Genomic DNA, 19,934 nt, shown 5'->3' with positions numbered 1-19,934 from the left:
AATCCCTTTCGTCGTTCGCCTTACATCCGGTACTTGGACCGAGCGACGAAAAGCGTTTCGGGGGTCAGGCGGGTCGGCGTGGCTGGAAGAGCCAGGCGTCGAAGAGGGGGCTGAGCTCCTTGCCCGACATCTGCTCCGCGAGCCCGATGAACTGGTCCGTCGTGACAGAACCGTAGCGGTGGTCGGCGGCCCACCTCTTCAGCAGCGCGAAGAACGTCTGGTCGCCGACGGCCCTGCGCAGGGCGTGCAGCGTCATCGCGCCCCGTGAATAGACCGCCTGGTTGAACAGGTCGTCGGGCCTGGCCCGCCCCGGCGGGTATTTCCAGATCGGATCGCCGGCCCGGCGGCGGTGGAACTCCGTGAACGTGGCCTCAGCGGTCTTGGTGCCCTTGTGCTCGGCCCACAGCCATTCCGCGTAGGTGGCGAAGCCCTCGTTGAGCCAGAGGTCCCTCCACCGCTTGATGCTCACGCTGTTGCCGAACCACTGGTGCGCCAGCTCGTGCGCGATGATGGTCTCGTCCGGGTGGAAGCCGCCGTAGAGCGGCTTGGTCTGGCTTTCCAGCGCGTAGCCGGCGGCATAGTCGTCGACCACGCCACCGGTCGAGCCGAACGGGTAGGGCCCGAAGACCGTGGCCCAGTAGTCGGTGATCGTGGCGGAGGTCGTGTAGAGGCGGTCGATCGAGGTCGTGAACCTCGGGTCAGCGGCCGCCAGGTTGGGGATGCCGCCGGGCGTGCTGCCCTGGCGCAGCTCGAACTTGCCGAGCGTGGCCGTGGCGAGGTAGGTCACCATCGGGTGCCGCTCCCGCCAGCGGTAGGTGGTCCTGCCGCCCGCGGTCGTGGGTTGCCCGACCATCTCGCCGTTGGCCAGGGCCGTCACCCCGGCCGGCACGGTGATCGAGAAGTCGAAGGGGGCCTTGTCGGCGGGGTGGTCGTTGGCGGGGAACCAGGTCTTGGCGCCGTTGGGCTCGGCGGCCACGAACGCGCCGTCCGGCGTCGGCATGAAGCCGTACGTGCCCAGGTTGGAGCCGTCCCCGGCCGGCTTTGGGACCCCCGCGTAGGACACCTTCACGGTGAACGTGGCGTGGTTGTCGATCGGGCGGCCCGGCCGCACGGTCAGCTCGTCACCCTGGCGGCTGAAGGTGGCCGGTGCGTCGTTCACGGTGACACTTCGCACGGTGAACCCGCTCAAGTCCAGGTTGAAGCTGGACAGGCCGTGCGTCGCGCCGGCCGTGATGGTGGTCACGCCGACCAGCTGCTTGCTCGCGGGTGTGTAGTCGATGGCGATGGCGTAGTGGGTGACGTCGTAGCCGCCGTTGCCGTCCTTGGGAAAGTCCGTGTCGCCGATGCCGGGCGCGCCCGGCAGGTGGTCGTTCGCCGATGAGGGCTCGTCGGCGGGAGCACAGGCCAGCGCGCTGACCAGCGCCGCCACCACTGCCATCCCGCGCCGGTTGACATGCATAGACGAACGAGCCCCCTTCGTCACGTGACGTGAATGTTACTCTGCGTCAGGCATTGACGACGACCGTCCTGGCGGCCTTGTCGTGCAGCGCCTGCTTGCGGGGGTCGAAGAGGATCCAGGAGAGGTCGACCAGGAGGCCGACGCAGCACAACCATTCGAGCGCCGTCATCACGCCCTGCCTGACCGCCACCTGTCCCACGCCCAGCTTGCCGCCGGTGTCCGGGACCACTCTGATGGCGAACACCCTCTTGCCCAGCGTCTGGCCGTGCCAGAACGAATGCAGCAGCCAGAAGTACAGGAAGGCGACGAGCCCGGCCAGGAAGGTGTGTTCCACGGGATAGCGATCCCAGACGCCTCTCGCGCCGTCCCAGACGTAGCTCCAGCTGGTCCAGCTGAAAGGGGCCGAGATGATGTTGACGATGAGCCAGTCGAGGACGCCGGCGAACAACCGTCGCCAGCGTCCCGCCAGCCCCGGTGGCGATCCCATGATGTCCTGATCGCCCCCACTAAGTCGGGACAAACTAAAGGTTGCCCCTGCGTTCCTGTTCGCGCTCAATGGCCTCGAACAGCGCCTTGAAGTTGCCCTTGCCGAACCCGAGTGAGCCGTGCCGCTCGATCAGCTCGAAGAAGACCGTGGGCCGGTCCTGCACCGGCTTGGTGAAGATCTGCAGCAGATAGCCGTCCTCGTCCCGGTCGACGAGGATCTTCCGCTTCTTCAGCTCCTCGATCGGCGCCCGCACCTGCCCGATCCGCGCGCGCAGCTCGGGGTCGTCGTAGTACGAGTCCGGCGTGTCCAGGAACTGCACCCCCGCCGCCCGCATGTGGTCGACCGTGGTCAGGATGTCGTTGGTGGCCAGCGCGATGTGCTGCACACCCGGGCCCCGGTAGAACTCGAGGTATTCGTCGATCTGCGACTTCCGCTTGCTGAGGGCCGGCTCGTTGAGCGGGAACTTGACCTTGCGCGTGCCGTCGGCCACGACCTTGGACATGAGCGCCGAATACTCCGTCGCGATGTCGTCGCCGATGAACTCGGCCATGTTGGTGAAGCCCATCACGTTGCGGTAGAACTCCACCCACTCGTCCATCTTGCCCAGCTCGACGTTGCCGACGCAGTGGTCGATGGCCTGGAACAGCCGGCCGTTCTTGGTGGCGGGCGGCGCGACCAGCGGCTCGGCGGCGACGTACCCGGGCAGGTAGGGGCCGCCATAGTTGGCCCTGTCGACCAGCGTGTGGCGGGTCTCGCCGTACGTGGCGATGGCCGCGAGCTGCACCTTGCCGTGCTCGTCCTCCATCGTGTACGGCTCCGCCAGCCCCTTCGCCCCGTGGGCGACCGCGTGCGCGTACGCCCCCTCCACGTCGGGCACCTGGATCGCCAGGTCGATCACCCCATCACCGTGCTCGGCGACATGCCGCGCCACCTCCGTGCCGGGCCGGATCGAGGCCCGGAACTCGAACGTGGCGCTGCCCGACGTCAGCACGTACGCGGCCAGGTCGCGGCTGCCCGTCTCGGGCCCTCGATAGGCCACCAGCCTCATGCCGAACGCGGTCGAGTAGTAGTGGGCCGCCTGCTTGGCGTTGCCCACGGCGAACACGACGGCATCCATCCCGTTAACCGGAAAGACATCACTCATACCACCAACTCTCGATTTTCGTGGACGAGTTGCGCAAGGGTTACTTCAAAGAGTGGACAATCTGCCTAGCCATCCCACGAAATATCGGGTAGTTCTGTGCAGTATGACGATCGACGATCTCGACGCCCGGCTGCTCGCCCTGCTGACCGCCGAGCCGCGCCTGGGCGTGCTGGAATGCTCGCGGCGGCTCGGTGTGGCGCGCGGCACCGTCCAGGCCAGGCTCGACCGGCTGACCGCCCGAGGGGTGATCACGGGATTCGGTCCCGAGGTGTCGCCCGCGGCGCTCGGTTACGACGTCACCGCGTTCGTCAGCATGGAGATCAGGCAGGTCGCCGGCCACGACCCGGTCGCCCATCAGCTGGCCCGCATTCCCGAGGTGCTGGAGGTGCACACGATCACCGGCGACAGCGACCTGCTCTGCCGCGTGGTCGCCCGGACCAATGCCGATTTACAGCGGGTCATCGACCAGATCGTCGAAGTTCGGGGCGTGCTCAGGACTAATTCGATCATTGCGCTCGACACCCCGGTTCCCTACCGAGTTATGCCTTTGGTCGCCGATGTTCCGCGTCGGGAACGGCGATCGCCGTAGTATCGCTAGGGGACGGGCACCATCTTCGATCGTTTACCCTTGACATTCGCCCAGCTTGCGGGGGTGGGGCGAGGCTTGACGAGGGGGTCGAGGGTGCGAGGCGGTGGAGGAAACGGAATGCGAAAGCGGCGGATTCTCCGACTTCTACTGATCATATTCGGCACCGGAATCCTCCTCCTGCTCGGCCTTTTCGCGGTCGCGTGGGCCATGACTCCGATTCCCGACACCACGCAAAAGCAGGCCACCGCGCAGGGGTCGGTGATCTATTACCGCGACGGCAAGACCGTGCTGGCCCGGCAGGGCATCGACCGCAAGGTGGTCGAGCTCGCCAAGGTGCCCCCGCACGTGCGTCAGGCCGTCATCGCGGCCGAGAACCGCTCGTTCTACGAGGACGCGGGCGTCTCGATCAAGGGCACAGGGCGGGCCATCTGGTCCACGGTCACGGGGCAGCAGCTCCAGGGCGGCTCGACGATCACCCAGCAGCTCGTCCGCAACTACTACAGCGGCCTCAGCCAGGAGCGCTCCGTCACCCGCAAGTTCAAAGAGGTCCTCATCGCGATGAAGGTCGACCAGTCCAAGTCGAAGGACTGGGTGCTGGAGCAATACCTCAACACGATCTACTTCGGCCGCGGCGCCAACGGCGTCCAGTCGGCCGCCCGCGCCTACTTCGGCAAGGACGTCAGCCAGCTGACCGTGTCCGAAGGGGCCTACCTGGCGGCGGTGATTCAGCAGCCGAGCCGCTTCGCCGATCCCCAGGGCGCCGACCTGGCCGCGGCCGAAGCGCGCTGGCGGTCGGTGATCAACGCCATGGGACAGACGGGGGCGTTGACGCCACAGCAGGTGGCCGCGGAGAAGTTCCCGGCGCTGGCGGCGCCGAAGAAGCCGTTCCAGCTCAAGGGCCAGACCCGATACATGCTGAAGCAGGTGACCGACGAGCTCAACCGGCGTGGCTACAGCGACGAGGACATCAACGGCGGCGGGCTGAAGATCGTCAGCACGTTCGACAAGAAGCTCATGGCAGCGGCCGAGCGGGCGGTCAAGGACGTGCTGCCGGACAACACGCCGAAGAAGGTGCGCACCGGGCTCGCGGCCGTCGATCCCAAGACCGGCGAGGTGGTGGCCTTCTACGGCGGCGACCCCAAACGCTACGACTACGACAACGCCTTCTCCGCCGAGGTGATGGCCGGATCGACGTTCAAGCCGTACACACTGGCCGCCGCACTGAACAACGGCTTCGACCTGTCCACCAGGGTCAACGGCAACTCGCCGCTCCGCGTGGCCTCCGCGGACAAGCCGATCCCGAACGACAGCGGTCGCTCGTACGGCCAGATCGACCTCGTGCGGGCCACCCAGAACTCCGTCAACACGGCGTTCGTGGACCTCGGCCAGAAGGTCGGGCTGGACAAGGTGGCCGAGACCGCGGAGGCGGCGGGCATCCCCGCCGACCAGCTCGAGCAGCAGAAGGCGGCCGCCTCGTTCCCGCTCGGCGTGTCCTCCGTCAGCGCCGTTCAGAATGCCTCCGGCTTCTCCACCTTCGCCAACAAGGGCGTGCACATGGAGGCGCACGTGCTCAAGTCGGTCACCGACGGCACGGGGCACAAGGTGGTCGTCAATCCGGTCTCGAAGCAGGTGGTCAGCGAGCAGGCCGCGGCGGACACGACGTACGCGATGCAGCAGGTCGTCAAGTACGGCACCGGCACCGCCGCCCGGCTCTACGACCACCCGGTGGCCGGCAAGACGGGCACCACGGACGATTCGAAGTCGGTGTGGTTCAACGGGTTCACGCCTCAACTGGCGGTGGCGGTCGACATGTTCCGCGACGACAACGAGACCGTGACGATCCCCGGCTACGGCACGCAGTTCGGCGGGTCGCTGCCCGCGCAGATCTGGCGGGCGTTCATGACCGAGGCCATGGCGGGCAAGCCGGTGGAGGAGTTCCCCGAGCCGTCCGACTACGGCTACTCCTACGACTACTCGGTTCCCGACCGGGACGTGCCCCAGCAGGAGTCCACGCCGCCGGTGAACCCCGACGAGTCGAACCCGCCGGAGCCCGAGTTCAGCGAGGCGCCGGTGACCGACCCGCCGACGACCGAGGTCCCGGACGACCGGCAGGACAACCAGCCGGAACAGACCGCCCCACCGGTCACACAGCAACCCGAGCAGCCTTCCACGGACGCCGACACCGGCACGGCCGACAACGGATCACGCCCGACGGGCTGACCCTCATTCGGCGGTGAGCTCCGCCCGGAGGGCGTCGACCGTCGTCACCGGCATCCGGCAGGTGAACCCCCTGCACACGTAGGCCGCGGGGGCGCCGCCGACCGTTCCGCGGCCTTCGAGTAGCGCAGGGAACACCTCGTCACCGTGGACGAGCGGATCGCCCGAAGCGCCCCTGGTGGCGGCGTCGCCGGCGCCGAGCGCGACCACCAGGCCCGGCACGTCCGCCAGCAGCGCCTCGCGATGCAGCGCCGCCGTGCGCGGGTCGTCCGGCGCGCCGACGACGGCCACCTCGACCGGCCCGTCCAGCGCCGCCAGCGCCACGGCCAGCCCCCAGCCCGCGAACCTGGCGTGCGCTCTGGCCAGCACGGACACGGTGCCGAGCGCGCTGTGGGCGGCCTCGCGGTGGCGGGCCGAGCCGGTCAGCGCGCCGTAGGAGAGCAGGGCGCCCGCGGCGGCGTACTGACCTGAGGGGGTGGCGTTGTCGGTGGGGTCCTGCGGCCGCTGGAACAGCCGCTCGGCGTCGTCCGCCGTGTCGTAGAAGCCGCCCGCCCCGTCGGCGAACCTGTCGAGCACGACGTCGAGCAGCGATCCCGCCAGCCGCAGCCATCTGGCCTCGCCGCTCACGCCGTACAGCGCGATCAGACCCTCCGCCAGGTTGGCGTAGTCCTCCAGCACGCCGGCGTTCGGGCCCGGCCGGCCGTCCCGTGACGTGCGCAGCAGCCTGCCGTCCACCAGGTGCGTGCCCGCCAGCAGCTCCGCCGCCGCCGAGGCCGCCGCCACGAGGTCGGGCCGCTCGAACACCGCGCCGGTCTCGGCCAGGGCCGCGATGGCCAGGCCGGTCCACGAGGCCACGACCTTGTCGTCGCGCCCGGGACGCACGCGCCGCTCCCTGGCCGCGAGCAGCCGCTCACGGACGCTCGCGTAGCGCTCGGGGTCCTCCGGGTCGCGCGGCAGCTGCAGCACGGACGTTCCGTGCTCGAACGTGCCGGTGACGTCGAACAGCCCAGCCGCCCATCGGCCGTCGTCCTCGCCGAGGACCTCGCGCAGCTGCTCGGGCGTCCAGACGTAGAACTTGCCCTCCACGCCCTCGCTGTCGGCGTCCAGCGCCGAGGCGAACCCGCCCTCAGGGGTGCGCATCTCGCGCAGCAGCCAGTCGGCAGTCTCCAGCGCCACCCGCCGCGCCAGCGCGCCGCCGCCCGCCTTCCACCAGTGGGTGTAGACCCGCAGCAGAAGCGCGTTGTCGTACAGCATCTTCTCGAAGTGCGGCACGACCCATTCCGCGTCCACGCTGTAGCGGGCGAAGCCGCCGCCGAGCTGGTCGTACATGCCGCCGCGGGCCATCGACTCGAGCGTCTTGCCGCTCATCTCGCGCTCGCCGGAGCGCAGCAGGAACTCCAGCACCATGGACGGCGGGAACTTGGGTGCGCGGCCGAATCCGCCGTTCACCGGATCGTACGACTCCCGCAGGTCCCGGGCCGCCAGCGCCAGCGTCTCCTCGCCCGGCACCACCCCGCTGGGCAGCGTGGTGTTCGTGTTGAGCGCCTCCACCACCTTCGCGCCCTGCGTCAAGACCGACTCCCTGTCGCCCCTCCACACGTTGTGGACCTCGGTGAGCAGGCGCTGGAAATGGGGGCGCGGGAAGTAGGTGCCGCAGTAGAACGGATGGCCCTCCGGCGTCGCGAACACCGTCATCGGCCAGCCGCCCTGCTGCGTCATGGCCTGCGTGGCGCCCATGTAGACGGCGTCCACGTCAGGGCGTTCCTCGCGGTCGACCTTGATGTTGACGAAGTGCTCGTTCATGAGGCGCGCGGTGTCGGTGTCCTCGAAGCTCTCATGGGCCATGACGTGGCACCAGTGGCAGGCAGAGTAGCCCACGCTGATGAGCAGCGGCACGTCACGGCGCCGGGCCTCCGCGAACGCCTCCTCGCCCCAGGGGTGCCAGTCCACCGGGTTGTCCGCGTGCTGCAGCAGGTAAGGGCTGGTGGCGTCTTTCAAGCGGTTCATCATGACCTCCTCGCCTCACCCTAAACTGCCCATCCATCCCGACTCCTGACCAGCGCCCTGTCCCTGGCCCCGCACCCCCTCCCGGCATCGCCGGAGATCCCGAACGTCTGAAGGCGAGGAAGGCGGCTGACTAGTCAGGGGGGAACGGCGTAGGTTACGGGGCGTGGATATGGACTTCGTGTGCGCCCACGCCGGCCGCCCGGCGACCGCCCTCACGCGCAGGGACGTCGCCAGGGCGCTGCTCGCCGTGCCCTCGGGCGTCGCACTGGTGGCGATGCCGGACCTGCGGCGCGCGATGATGTCGGCGGGCAACCCGCTCTCGCTCGCGTTCTGGGACTCGGCCAAGGCGACGCTCAGCTCCATCGAATCGGGCATCGCCACGGTCGGCGACGTGCAGCGCTGGATCGAGTCCACCGGCACCGAGCCGATCCTCATGACCCCCAGCTACTTCGTCTGGCCGGAGGAGGACGAGCGCGGGCCGGTGGCCGCGGAGATGTACGCCAAGCTCGTCGCGTACCTGGAGGAACGGGTCGAGTCGGGGGAGATCGACCCGGACGCGCTGGCGGCCGGCGATCCGGGGGCCCGCAGGGCGTACGAGGAGCTGCAGGAGCACTGGCTCAGCACACCGCTGCCCGACGGACGGGTGCCCGGCCACGCGGTCAGCGACGAGCAGGACGAGGAACTGTTCGCGGCGTGGGACGAGGAGGAGGCGTTCGCACTGTCCGAGCTGCGGCGGATCGTCGGTGAGCTGCCCAAGAAGCCCGAGTTGCCCGCCGCCGACCTGGATACGGCAGCGGCCCGGTTGCGCGCGCTGCTGGTGTTGCCCGGCTACCCCGGCAGCGTGCTGCGGGCCTGCGCCGGGTTCGACGAGCGGCCGATGCCGGACGATGACAAGGCATTGTGGCTGGCGGTGGCGGCAGGCATCGCGGGGCCGATCTCCGATCTGTCGGAGAACGGGAACGTGCTGGAGGAGTTCGCCGATCTCGACGGGGAGCTCAGCGACGAGGACGCGGCGCTGGCCAACCTGTGCGCGATCCAGCACGCCGACTGGCTGGCCGGGGTGGCCGCGCTGGCCAGGATGGGGCCCGGGGTGCTGGCCTCGCCTGAGCGGATCGCGCGGCTCATCGCCGAGTCCGAGGACATCGACATCGACATCCAGGACGACGACGATCTCGATGCCACGGAGGGGTTGTTCGAGTCGGTGGTGACGCTGTGGGGCTATCTCGGCATCGTGGACGAGGACGAGGTGCTCACGCCCTTGGGCTGGTGGGGTCTGCCGAAGGCGCTGGAGCTGGCCTGGTCGCCCACCCCCGACTGATCAGGCGCCGGCATCCACGAGGTCCTGGAACTCCGCGTGGCGTTCGATGTATTTGCGCACGTAGGGGCAGAGCGGCACGACGCGCAGGCCGGTGTCGGCGCTCGTCTGGAGCGCATGCCCGACGAGCTTGCCCGCCAGCCCCTGACCCTCGTAGTCGGGCAGGACTTCGGTGTGCGTAAAGATGATCTTAGTGGGCAGCAGCCGATATTCGGCGAACCCGGCGACCTTGCCGTCCACGAGAACCTCGAAGCGGCTCTCCGTCGAGTTGTCGACTATTTCGATCGGCATCTACTCGGCTTTCTTGTCGTCCGCGTCGCCCTCATGCGGCACCTGGATCTTCGACATCTGCTTGTTCATCGACTTGATCAACATATACAGGGCCAGCCCAATGAGGGCAACGACGACGAAGCCAAGCAAACCCGGGCTCACATCATCAGCTGCTAGAACGGTCACAGTTCCAGTGTGCCACCGGGAGGCGGTGGTCCCGCCTGCGCATCCCGTCAGTGGCAGGCGGGGGCGGCGTCCTCGGCGTGGATGCCCGCGAACAGGTCGTCCTCGGGCGGCTCGGTGTCCACCAGCGAGCGCGCCAGGTGGTAGTCCTCGGTCGGCCAGATCTCCTGCTGCAGCTCACGCGGGCACACGAACCACCAGCTGTCGGGATCGACCTGGGTGGCGTGCGCCTTCAGCGCCTCGTCGCGGATCTCGAAGTAGTCGCCGCACGGCACCCGCGTGGTCACCGGCCACTTGGCCGGTCGGTCCTCCCAGCGCGAGATCCAGTCCGCGTAGGGGGAGCCGAGGCCGCGCTCGGTCATGGCCTCGTGCAGCGCCTCGAAACGCTCCTTGGTGAAGCCCATCTGGTAGTAGAGCTTCAGCGGCTGCCACGGGTCGCCGGTGCCCGGGTAGCGGTCGGGGTCGCCGGCCGCCTCGAACGCCTCGACGGACACCCGGTTGGTCATGATGTGGTCGGGGTGCGGGTAGCCGCCGTCGTCGTCGTACGTGATGATGACGTGCGGCCGGAACTCGCGCACGGCCGCCACCAGGGGCCGGGAGGCGTCTTCCAGCTTCTGCAGGGCGAAGCAGCCCTCGGGCAGCTCCTCCTCCTCGCTCTCCGGCAGCCCGGAGTCGATGAAGCCCATGAAACGCTGCTCGACCCCGAGGATCTCGCGCGCCCGGTCCATCTCGGCCTTCCGCACCTCTGCGATGTTGGCCACAATCTCCGGCCGGTCCATCTTCGGGTTCAGCACGGAGCCGCGCTCGCCGCCCGTAAGCGTACAGACCAGGACCTCCACGCCTTCGCGCACATAACGCGCCATCGTGGCGGCACCCTTGCTCGACTCGTCGTCGGGGTGGGCGTGGACGGCCATCAGCCTCAGCGGTGCACTCACGGGCGGGATGTCTCCTCAGTCGGACCGATCACTTAGCTTGTCTGGGGGGCGGTTGTGAGGGTCAGGTCTTGTACCGGGCCCCCCGCGGGCGACAATTGTCTCGGATAACGCTGAGGGAGTGCAGGGAGATTCCGCCATGGTCACCAGAGATGTCGGGGACGGGCCCGTTCTCGGCACGCCCGACGACTTGCCCGATCGTCCCAGGCGTAGCGGCAGGCTCGTCGTCCACGTCGTGATCGGCGTGCTGGTGGCCATCATCGCCGGCGGCTGGGGCTGGGTGATGTGGTCGATGACGGCGGGTGGTTCTGAGGCGCCGGCGCAGGTGGTGACGTTCAGCGTCGAGAGCCCGACACGGGCGGAGATCACCTTTGAGGTGTACAAGCCAGACGATAGGGTGGCCGTCTGCCGCATCAGGGCTCTGGACGTCAATCACGCGGAAGTGGGCAGCAAGGAAGTAAGAATCCCGGCTGGTGAGGGTAGTAAGCAGCTCAAGGAAAGCCTCGACACCAGTGGTCAGGCCACGTCCGTCCACGTCCAGTACTGCAATCTCGTATAGTGAGACATTTGGGGAAGCGTTCGAGCGGTTAAGTTGTTAGCCTTTCGCAATTCAACCGTTGGAAACCTCAACTGATCTCAGGGCCCCCTAGGCAAGCAAGGAGAACCCGTGGCCGACTCTCGCGATGAGAACGTCACATGGCTGACGCAGGAGGCGTACGACCGCCTGAAGGCGGAGTACGAATATCTCTCTGGCCCCGGGCGCGTCGACATCGCCAAGAAGATCGAGGCCGCCCGTGAAGAGGGCGACCTTAAGGAGAACGGCGGATACCACGCCGCCAAGGACGAGCAGGGCAAGATGGAAGCCCGGATCTTCCACCTCCGGCAGATCCTCGACAACGCCCAGGTGGGAGAGGCCCCCAAGACCGAGGGCGTGGTGGGCCCCGGAATGACCGTGACCATCCGGTTCGTCGGCGACGACGACGAGGTCACCTTCCTGCTCGCCTCCCGTGAGGAGAGCGGAGCGCCGATCGACGTCTACTCGCCCAAGTCCCCCCTCGGGGCGGCGATCAACGGCAAAAAGATCGGGGAGAAGGCGACCTACTCCCTTCCCAACGGTCGCCAGAACACCGTCGAGATCCTCGAGGCAGTGCCGTACATCGGCAACTGAACCCCCCGGAGACCAACCGCCGGGCCCACGCCGGCCCGGCGGATTTTACGCATGGCTCCGGAATACGGCAGGATCTCGGCTTTCTGGTCAAATCGGGTACGCCGCGCAACACGTACAAACTTGTGCCGTTCATTGTGGTGGCGCTGGTCGCGGTGCTGACCGCGGACGTGCTGCTGCTCACCCAGCCGGGTGAGCGGACCGAGCCGGTGGCCGAGCGCCAGCAGCCCGTGGCGAAGCAGCCGAAGCAGACGCTGATGGCCGAGGGAAGGCCGCAGCAGCCGGCCGCCCAGGCCGCGCAGCCCGTGGCGCCGCTGAAAAAGCTGCACAAGCCCAACCTGTTCGTGCTCACGCGCAAGCCGTTCACCAACGAGCTGTTACGCAAGGTGGCCAAGCTGCGTGGCGTGCGGGCGATGGAGCTGGCCGACGCGGCGTCGATCAGGCTCGACGACAAACGGGTGCAGACGCTCGGGGTCGACCCGTCCACGTTCCGCGCCTACACGCCCAAGGTGACCGCCTCGTCCGACGCGCTGTGGCAGAACGTGGCGGCAGGCGACGTGGCGGTCTCGTTCGTGCTGGGCAACGATGGTGGGCTCTCGCTGCACCGTCAGGTGGCGGGGCCGGGCGGGCCGCTGCGGATCGGCGCGTACGCCACCACCGGCTTCGGCGCGGTGGACGCCGTGGTGTCCAAGGAGGTCGGGCGGAAGCTCGGCCTGCCACATGACAACGCGCTCATCGTCAGCGCCCCCGATGTGAACTCGGCCACGCTCCGCACCAAGATCCTCAAAGAGCTGCCCAAGGGCACGCAGGTCGCGATGGTCAACCCGGTCCTGCCCCAGCCCCAGACCATCAAGCAAAACTGGCCCGCCGGCTCGTTCATGAGCGGCGACCAGATCACCGTCGCGCTGAAGGCGGCCGCCTCCAAGCTGGGCCGGCCGTACGTGTGGGGGGCCGAAGGGCCCGAGACCTTCGACTGCTCCGGGCTGGTCCAGTGGGCCTTCGCACAGGCCGGGGTGCGGATGCCGCGGGTGACGCACCAGCAGTGGGTGACCGGGCCGCAGGTTCCCCTGTCACAGGCGCAGCCGGGCGACCTCATCTTCTGGCGCCTCGACCCGACGAATCCGGGCTACATCTCGCATGTGGCGATTTATTGGGGTGACGGGAAGATGATCCAGGCCCCGCGTACCGGAGACGTGGTCAAGATCTCTCCCGTGCACACGCGCGGCTTCGCCGGCGTCGTCAGAGTCAGCCCCGTCGCCGCCTCCAGGGTTCGCTGACCTATTCCTTGACGCGACATCCTCCTTCCCTTCGGGTCCCTGTGCGTCGCAACGATGTAATGTTGATTACATGGCAACAGATGATGTGACGGCGCAGGTCCGCGGCTGGTTCACCGGGCGGCTCCCTGAGGGCTGGTTCACCGGTGCTCCCGAGATCGTCAGGGACCGTGAGGAGATCGCGGTGCTGGGCACGCTGCCCGACCCGCCTGAGGACGTGCCCGAGGCCGAACGATCCGCCCTGATCGAAGGGCTGGCCAGAAGGTTCAGGGAGGAGACGCGCGAGCGGCGCATCGAGATCGCCAGGGAGGCCGAGCGCAAGTTCCGGCAGAAGGTCTCGTGGGGCGTAGTCTGCGGGGGCGAGACCGTGATGTTCACCACACTCTCCGTGCCCGTGATGACCCGGCTGCGCCAGTCGGAGCGGCAGGTACTGGACACGCTCGTGGCCGCCGGCGTGGCCAGGAGCCGCAGTGACGCCCTCGCCTGGTGCGTGCGCCTGGTCGGCAAGCACACCGACACGTGGCTCGCCGAGCTGCGCGACGCGCTCCAGCATGTCGACAGAGTTCGCTCCGCCGGGCCGGACATCAATTCCTGAGACCGTGCAGCGGAAACGGTCCGCGCAATGGACTAAACCACTCGGCAAATTGGTTTAGACCAGCGGAATTGGACTGGACCACTGTGAGTTAATTCTCTTTTAAATCTGCTCCGGTTGGGTAGGCTCCCCCAATCGTCAGGGCCGCTGCCTGCGACGACGCCCAAGCCAATAGGTCTATGCCAATTGGCTTTCCGGCCGCTTCGTCGTTAATGATGACTGGGCCCTGAGAGAGTGGAGGAGTCACCGTCGTGTCCGTTTCCGTGGAAGTGCCCGCACCGACGAGCAATAGAGAATTGGCCGCCTGGGTCAAGGAGATCGCCGCCCTTACCCAGCCAGACCGGATCGAGTGGTGCGACGGGTCCGAGGAGGAGTGGACGCGCCTGACCAACCTCCTCGTCGAGCAGGGGACGTTCACGCGGCTGGCCGCCCGTCCCAACAGCTTCTACGCCAAGTCCGACCCCAGCGACGTGGCCCGGGTCGAGGACCGCACCTACATCTGCTCCGAGCGCGAGGAGGACGCGGGGCCGACGAACAACTGGATCCACCCGGCGGAGATGCGCCGGACGTTCGGGCAGCTGTTCAAGGGCTCCATGCGCGGCCGGACCATGTACGTCGTGCCGTTCTGCATGGGCCCGCTGGGCGGCGAGATCTCCCAGCTCGGCGTCGAGATCACCGACTCGCCGTACGTCGCCGTCTCGATGCGGATCATGACCCGCATGGGGGAGCGGGCGCTGCGCCTCATCGAAGAGCGCGGAGACTTCGTCCGCTGCGTGCACTCCGTGGGCGCCCCGCTGGAGCACGGCCAGGTGGACGTGCCATGGCCGTGCAGCTCCACCAAGTACATCAGCCACTTCCCCGAGACCCGCGAGATCTGGTCCTACGGCTCCGGGTACGGCGGCAACGCGCTGCTCGGCAAGAAGTGCTACGCGCTGCGCATCGCCAGCGTCATGGCCCGCGATGAGGGCTGGCTGGCCGAGCACATGCTGATTCTCAAGCTCACCCCGCCCACCGGCGAGACCCGCTACGTCGCCGCCGCCTTCCCGAGCGCCTGCGGCAAGACCAACCTCGCCATGCTCCAGCCCACGATTCCCGGCTGGAAGGTCGAGACGATCGGCGACGACATCGCCTGGATGCGCTTCGGCGAGGACGGCCGCCTCCACGCGATCAACCCGGAGGCCGGCTTCTTCGGCGTCGCGCCGGGCACCGGCCAGGTGACCAACGCCAACGCGATCAGGACGCTCTGGGGCAACAGCATCTTCACCAACGTCGCGCTCACCGACGACGGCGACGTGTGGTGGGAGGGCCTGACCGACGAGCCGCCTGCGCACCTGACCGACTGGAAGGGCCGTTCCTGGACGCCGGACAGCGACGAGCAGGCCGCCCACCCGAACGCCCGCTTCACCACCCCCGCCTCCCAGTGCCCCACCATCGCACCCGAATGGCAGGACCCCAAGGGTGTCCCCATCTCAGCCATCTTGTTCGGCGGTCGCCGCGCCACCGCCGTGCCTCTGGTAACAGAGTCGCTGAGCTGGGAGCACGGCGTCTTTCTCGGAGCCAACGTCGCCTCCGAGAAGACCGCCGCGGCCGAGGGCAAGGTCGGCGAGCTGCGCCACGACCCCTTCGCCATGTTGCCGTTCTGCGGCTACAACATGGGCGACTACTTCGGCCACTGGCTGAAGATCGGCCGTCGCGAGGGCGCCGTGCTCCCTCGGATCTACTACGTCAACTGGTTCCGCAAGAACGCCGACGGCCAGTTCATCTGGCCCGGCTACGGCGAGAACAGCCGTGTGCTCAAGTGGATCGTGGACCGGCTCAACGGCGAGGCCAAGGCCGTGCCGACCCCGATCGGGCTGCTGCCCGCCGAGCTCGACACCGAGGGCCTGGAGCTGTCCGACGATGATCTGCACACGCTGCTGTCGGTCGACCGCGACGTCTGGCGCGAGGAGGCCGCGCTGATCCCGGCCCACTTCGAGAAGTTCGGCGACCACCTGCCGAAGGAGCTGTGGGACGAGTACAACGCGCTCCTCGACCGCCTCGGAGCGGCGCGATAGGCCGGAGAGAGCGAGGGACGAGGCCAACGGAGGCCGCAGCAAGCGCGACCATGAACACGGGCGGCGCGATAGGCCGGAGAGAGCGAGGGACGAGGCCAACGGAGGCCGCAGCAAGCGCGACCATGAACACGGGCGGCGCGATAGGCCGGAGAGAGTAGCCCCTCTTGTGCGGTACGGCGGCTTGGTCTTTAACTGATCGAGCCGCCGTAGCGCGAGAGAGGGGACCACTGTGGAGTTCGTGCTGCTCATGGCCGCGATCGGTGTGGCGTTACTGGTCAACGCCGCCGTGAAACGCGTCGAGAAGGAGCGGCGGCGGGTCAGCGAGGCCATGCCCAGCGGTGCCGGGCACGCCCTGTCCCACTACGAGCTGGCGTACCTGTCCGGCGGACCCCGCAGAGCCATCAACACGGCGCTGGCCGTCCTCGCGACGGCCGGCGCCGTCCGCGTGTCACGGGGATCGCAGGTCACCCCCGTCTACGGCGCACCGCCCTCGCTCGAGCCGATCGAACAGGCCGTGCTCGCCACGCTGGCGGCCAGGCCGGGCGGCTACCGGGCGAGCGAGTTACGGCAGGCGCTGGCGGCTCATCCGGCGCTGGCCGAGCTGGCGGCCGGGCTCGAACGGCGCGGGCTGATCGTGCCGGAGCAGGCGTTCGCCAGGGCGTGGCGGCGCAGAGACCACCTGCAGATCGTCATGATCGGAGCGGCCGGCTTCGCGGTGGGCGCGCTCGTGGTGTCCGCCTTCATCGACATGAGCCCGCTGACCTTCGTGATCTTGCTGATCTTCATCGGGATCGCGCTCTCCACCGGGGCCGCCGGGCTCGCCAGGCAGGGCCGCGGCCTGCGGAACGTCGTCACCCGGGCGGGCAGGGAGGTCCTGCGCTCAGCCCGCGACCACCACCCGCGCGGCGTACGCGACCAGAGCTCGCTGGCCTTGGCGGTGGGGGTGCCCGTCGCCCTGTACGGCCTGGCCGACGCCGGCGACCAGAGGCTCTGCGACGAGTTGTCGGCCGGCGCCCCTGGCGGCGACTGCGCGGGCTCCTGCGGCACCCACAGCGGCGGCGACGGGGCCACCTTCGGCAGCGACTCCTACGGCGGCATGGACTTCGGCGGCTCGTCGAGTTGCGGTAGTGGCTCGTCCAGCTGTGGCAGCTCGTCCGGCGGCGGGTCGAGCTGTGGGGGAGGCGGCGGCGGTGGCGGATGCGGCGGCGGTGGCAGCTGATTGAGCGGGCCCAGAACTGTATCCGCGCAGACGGAACCTTTACCTCGGCTTTATACGTCTTCCCGTTACCCAGCCCGTCGGGCTGCACGGAGGGGAGGCCTGAATGGACCTGATCCTGCTGATCGTCTCGGTGGCGCTGGCGGCGCTCACCCTCACCATCGCCTCCACCATCAAACGTGAGCATGCCGCCGCCCGTGAGGCCGACACGGGCCTCCGCCTCCGCGAGCTCGGCCACTACGAGCTCGCCTACCTGGCGGGAGGCGTGTACCGGGTGGCGGACACCGCCGTCGCGCTGCTGGCGGAGGTGGGTGACCTGCGCGTGTCGCGCGGGGGCCGCGTCCACCAGGTGCACTCCAGCGTCGTCTCGCGCGAGCCCATCGAGGAAGCGGTGCTGGGCGTGGTCGCCTCCCGCTCGGGGCTGCCCGTGAGCGCGCTGCGGATCGAGACCACACGGACGCTGGCCATGGACGCGCTCGATCGCCACCTCGAGGGACTGGGGCTGATCCTGGCCGACGACGCCCTCGCCCGGGCCGGCCGGCTGAGCGTCCGGTTACAGGCCCTGTCGGGGGCGGCGTTCGCCGGCTTCGTGGTCGGCGCGGTGCTGATCCTGATCCAGGGCGCGAGCCTGCTGTCGTCGCTCGCGCTGACCCTCCTGGTCGTCACGGGGGTGATGGCGGCGATCGACGTCTGGAGGCACCGGCGGATCACGCGGGTCACGCTGACGCCGTCAGGACAGGAGACGCTCGACGCGGCCAGGCGGGACAACCCCCGGGGCACCGCCGAGGGGGCCCTCGCGATCGCGCTGTACGGCCTCGGTGAGGTGCGCGATCCCGACCTTCAGGTGGAGCTCGCCACGAGCACGGGCCGGCGGCATCGCAGGGGCGGCGGCGCCTACGTGGCCGGGGGTGGGGCTTCATGGGGTGGAAGTGGCGGCGACAGCTCACCGTCGAGCGGGTCGAGCTGCGGAAGCGGATCGTCCGGCTGCGGAAGCGGATCGTCCGGCTGCGGCGGTTGCGGCGGGGGCTGATGACGACTGGGAAAGGGGACGAGTTGACTACCAAGGGGACTGATATGACCGGGGCTGGTACGCGGGACGAAGGGGCTGTGATGTCGGGGGCTGGAGCGCGCGGAGAGGGGGCCGGGATGGTGGAGCTGGGTGTGGGGATCGGCTGGCGGGCGGAGCTGGACCTGACGATCGAGCGTATGGACGGCGTCGACTTCGTCGAGGTGATCGCCGAGAACCTCAAACCCGCCCATCTGCCCGAGTCGCTGCTCGTGCTGCGGGCAAAGGACGTGCCGGTGATCCCGCACGGGGTGTCGCTCGGCATCGGCGCGGCCGAGCCGCCGTCTCCGGCCAGGCTTGCCCACCTGGCCGCCTGTGCGGAGGCGCTGGACGCGCCGCTGGTCAGTGAGCACCTGGCCTTCGTACGGGGCGGTGGTCTGGAGGCAGGCCATCTGCTGCCCGTGCCGCGTACCCGCGAGTCGCTGCGGGTCATCACGGAGAACGTGCGCCGGGCCCAGGACGCGTTGCCCGTCCCGCTGGCCCTGGAGAACGTCGCGGCGATCTTCGGGTGGCCCGACGACGAGCTGACCGAGGGCCAGTTCCTCGCCGAGTTAGTGGAACGCACCGGCGTCGGGCTGCTGATCGACGTGGCCAATCTCTACACCAACCAGTTCAACCTGGGCCTGTCGGCGGTGGACGCGCTCGACGCGCTCCCCCTGGAGCACCTCGCCTACGTCCACGTGGCCGGCGGGTACGAGCACCTGGGTATCTGGCACGACACGCACACCACCACCGCGCCCCAGCCGGTGCTCGACATCCTCACCGAGCTGTGTGCCCGGGCCACCCCGCCGGGCGTGCTGCTGGAGTGGGACGACGACTTCCCGAGCGATGCGGCACTGGGGGACGAGCTGTCCAAGATCAGGACCGCGATGTCCCTGGCGGGGGAGGCCAGGTGACGCCCGAGCCGGTCGAGACGCCGCCGAGCACGGCCGCGGCGCCCACGAGCACGGCAGAGGCGTCGGCGGGCGCGACTGAGACGCCGCCGAGCACGGCGGAGGCTCAGGCGCGGCTGGCGGAGGCGCAGGCGCGGGTGGTCGCGGCCCTGGTCGCCGGGGGTGCCATTCCTGAGGGCTTCGACCGGGAGCGGATACGGGCGCAGGCGGCGAGCCTGATCGCCAAGCGGCGCGGCATCGTGGCCAGGATCCGCCCCGACACCGCCATAGCCGCGGGGCCCGACCTGGCGGCGGAGTTCGCCGCCTATGCGCGCTCCCGAACCGCGCCGCCGCCCAACTACCGCACCGACGCCGACGACTTCGCCGCCTGGCTGCGCGAGCGCGGCCGGATGCCGGAACCACCCCGTCGCAAGCCCCGTTGGTGGTCCCGCCTCCTGCCCTAGGCGCGATGTCCAACGGGGGGCGCCGCGTCCGGGTTTAGGTGACTTTTGGGGGGAAATCCTGGGGAGATGGGGGGACTGCGCTGCGTCGATGGATCTTATCTGAGCGTCACGCCCGTGGCATGCACGGACACTGTGGGGACGCCGTATGAGGTCACCCTGGAGCTGCACCGCGACGGCACTCCGTACGGTCGCGTGGGCGAGCGCTGCGGCTGGCTGCTCGCCCGTCTGGCGCGCGGCGTCGACGAGGCCCGCAGGGGCCGGGGCAAGGCCACGCGGTGGGCCGACCCCGACGACAGGTTCCCCGGCGAGGAGCCGGACGGCGAGCTCTTCTCCTTCCGCTACCGCAGCAGAACGAGCCTGGTCGGCGGCGGGGAGCTCAGCTGCCGGCTCCGCACGATCCCCCTCTGGGTGCCGAAGCAGGGCAGGCGCGGTGAGTGGCGGCTGACCAGAAGGGCGTACGTGGAGGCGTGGGGCAGCACAGGCGTGGGCATGCGGGCGGTGCTGACGTCGGCCGAGCTGTCGGAGTTCGTCCGCGGCCTCGTCGAAGAGGCCGAAGGGTGTCTGGAAGGAAGAGATCTGGTAAGGAATCCAGTACGAGGACCGGGCACGGGCGAAACGCGGTGATAAT

General features: G+C 69.0%; 20 protein-coding genes. 13 read left to right on the top strand and 7 right to left on the bottom strand.

Translation table 11 applies throughout. The features are described 5' to 3' along the window. Positions 1-64: 64 nt before the first annotated feature. From Q9G87_RS35895 to hppD, 3 genes are read right to left on the bottom strand one after another with little or no spacing between them, the layout of a single operon-like run. Positions 65-1,459: a M1 family metallopeptidase gene (locus Q9G87_RS35895; RefSeq protein WP_305921015.1), complete on the bottom strand. Its 1,395-nt coding sequence runs from the start codon at positions 1,457-1,459 to the stop codon at positions 65-67. Between the two features lie 46 nt (positions 1,460-1,505). Continuing rightward, the gene (locus tag Q9G87_RS35890; RefSeq protein ID WP_305921014.1) at positions 1,506-1,946 is read right to left on the bottom strand and encodes an RDD family protein; all 441 of its coding nucleotides are present in this window, start codon (positions 1,944-1,946) and stop codon (positions 1,506-1,508) included. 34 nt (positions 1,947-1,980) lie between these two features. Beyond that, positions 1,981-3,090 carry a 4-hydroxyphenylpyruvate dioxygenase gene (hppD, locus tag Q9G87_RS35885; protein WP_305921013.1) on the bottom strand — a complete coding sequence of 370 codons (1,110 nt, stop codon included), beginning with the start codon at positions 3,088-3,090 and terminating at the stop codon, positions 1,981-1,983. A gap of 103 nt (positions 3,091-3,193) precedes the next feature. On the opposite strand from hppD, the gene Q9G87_RS35880 reads away from it, so the two are divergent. Both Q9G87_RS35880 and Q9G87_RS35875 read left to right on the top strand, forming a co-directional pair. After that, positions 3,194-3,679: an Lrp/AsnC family transcriptional regulator gene (locus tag Q9G87_RS35880; RefSeq protein WP_305921012.1), complete on the top strand. Its 486-nt coding sequence runs from the start codon at positions 3,194-3,196 to the stop codon at positions 3,677-3,679. 207 nt (positions 3,680-3,886) lie between these two features. After that, positions 3,887-5,899 carry a transglycosylase domain-containing protein gene (locus Q9G87_RS35875; protein WP_305921011.1) on the top strand — a complete coding sequence of 671 codons (2,013 nt, stop codon included), beginning with the start codon at positions 3,887-3,889 and terminating at the stop codon, positions 5,897-5,899. A 3-nt stretch (positions 5,900-5,902) separates the two neighbouring features. Here the strand turns inward: Q9G87_RS35875 and Q9G87_RS35870 are convergent, their stop codons facing one another. Further along, the gene (locus tag Q9G87_RS35870) at positions 5,903-7,906 is read right to left on the bottom strand and encodes a thioredoxin domain-containing protein (protein WP_305921010.1); all 2,004 of its coding nucleotides are present in this window, start codon (positions 7,904-7,906) and stop codon (positions 5,903-5,905) included. A gap of 166 nt (positions 7,907-8,072) precedes the next feature. On the opposite strand from Q9G87_RS35870, the gene Q9G87_RS35865 reads away from it, so the two are divergent. After that, positions 8,073-9,221 carry a hypothetical protein gene (locus Q9G87_RS35865; RefSeq protein ID WP_305921229.1) on the top strand — a complete coding sequence of 383 codons (1,149 nt, stop codon included), beginning with the start codon at positions 8,073-8,075 and terminating at the stop codon, positions 9,219-9,221. Here the strand turns inward: Q9G87_RS35865 and Q9G87_RS35860 are convergent, their stop codons facing one another. The 3 genes from Q9G87_RS35860 to mca are packed head-to-tail and all read right to left on the bottom strand — an operon-like array spanning position 9,222 to position 10,606. Next, the gene (locus Q9G87_RS35860; protein ID WP_305921009.1) at positions 9,222-9,509 is read right to left on the bottom strand and encodes a GNAT family N-acetyltransferase; all 288 of its coding nucleotides are present in this window, start codon (positions 9,507-9,509) and stop codon (positions 9,222-9,224) included. Further along, the gene (locus tag Q9G87_RS35855) at positions 9,510-9,674 is read right to left on the bottom strand and encodes a hypothetical protein (RefSeq protein ID WP_305921008.1); all 165 of its coding nucleotides are present in this window, start codon (positions 9,672-9,674) and stop codon (positions 9,510-9,512) included. Between the two features lie 47 nt (positions 9,675-9,721). After that, the gene (gene mca / locus Q9G87_RS35850) at positions 9,722-10,606 is read right to left on the bottom strand and encodes a mycothiol conjugate amidase Mca (RefSeq protein WP_305921007.1); all 885 of its coding nucleotides are present in this window, start codon (positions 10,604-10,606) and stop codon (positions 9,722-9,724) included. Between the two features lie 136 nt (positions 10,607-10,742). On the opposite strand from mca, the gene Q9G87_RS35845 reads away from it, so the two are divergent. From Q9G87_RS35845 to Q9G87_RS35800, 10 genes are all read left to right on the top strand, one after another. After that, on the top strand, positions 10,743-11,162 hold the full coding sequence (locus tag Q9G87_RS35845) for a DUF4307 domain-containing protein (RefSeq protein ID WP_305921006.1): 420 nt from the start codon (positions 10,743-10,745) through the stop codon (positions 11,160-11,162). Between the two features lie 108 nt (positions 11,163-11,270). Continuing rightward, on the top strand, positions 11,271-11,771 hold the full coding sequence (gene greA / locus Q9G87_RS35840) for a transcription elongation factor GreA (protein WP_305921005.1): 501 nt from the start codon (positions 11,271-11,273) through the stop codon (positions 11,769-11,771). A 122-nt stretch (positions 11,772-11,893) separates the two neighbouring features. Beyond that, complete coding sequence (locus Q9G87_RS35835; RefSeq protein WP_305921004.1) at positions 11,894-13,045, top strand: C40 family peptidase; 1,152 nt, start codon at positions 11,894-11,896, stop codon at positions 13,043-13,045. 70 nt (positions 13,046-13,115) lie between these two features. Next, entirely contained in the window at positions 13,116-13,637 is a 522-nt protein-coding gene (locus Q9G87_RS35830) for a hypothetical protein (protein WP_305921003.1), read from the top strand. Between the two features lie 248 nt (positions 13,638-13,885). Beyond that, positions 13,886-15,688 carry a phosphoenolpyruvate carboxykinase (GTP) gene (locus Q9G87_RS35825; protein WP_305921002.1) on the top strand — a complete coding sequence of 601 codons (1,803 nt, stop codon included), beginning with the start codon at positions 13,886-13,888 and terminating at the stop codon, positions 15,686-15,688. 229 nt (positions 15,689-15,917) lie between these two features. Beyond that, the gene (locus Q9G87_RS35820; RefSeq protein WP_305921001.1) at positions 15,918-16,907 is read left to right on the top strand and encodes a TIGR04222 domain-containing membrane protein; all 990 of its coding nucleotides are present in this window, start codon (positions 15,918-15,920) and stop codon (positions 16,905-16,907) included. A gap of 103 nt (positions 16,908-17,010) precedes the next feature. Next, positions 17,011-17,934, top strand: a complete 924-nt coding sequence (locus Q9G87_RS35815) for a TIGR04222 domain-containing membrane protein (protein WP_305921000.1) — start codon at positions 17,011-17,013, stop codon at positions 17,932-17,934. A 116-nt stretch (positions 17,935-18,050) separates the two neighbouring features. Then, positions 18,051-18,866: a DUF692 domain-containing protein gene (locus Q9G87_RS35810; protein WP_305920999.1), complete on the top strand. Its 816-nt coding sequence runs from the start codon at positions 18,051-18,053 to the stop codon at positions 18,864-18,866. Next, complete coding sequence (locus Q9G87_RS35805; protein WP_305920998.1) at positions 18,863-19,306, top strand: hypothetical protein; 444 nt, start codon at positions 18,863-18,865, stop codon at positions 19,304-19,306. The genes Q9G87_RS35810 and Q9G87_RS35805 overlap by 4 nt, the downstream gene beginning before the upstream one ends. A 114-nt stretch (positions 19,307-19,420) precedes the next feature. Beyond that, on the top strand, positions 19,421-19,930 hold the full coding sequence (locus Q9G87_RS35800; protein WP_305920997.1) for a hypothetical protein: 510 nt from the start codon (positions 19,421-19,423) through the stop codon (positions 19,928-19,930). Positions 19,931-19,934: the final 4 nt, after the last annotated feature.

The sequence above is a fragment of the Nonomuraea turcica genome (genome assembly GCF_030718205.1).
GTDB lineage: Bacteria > Actinomycetota > Actinomycetes > Streptosporangiales > Streptosporangiaceae > Nonomuraea.
This window is presented reverse-complemented; position numbering and strand designations above follow the sequence as displayed.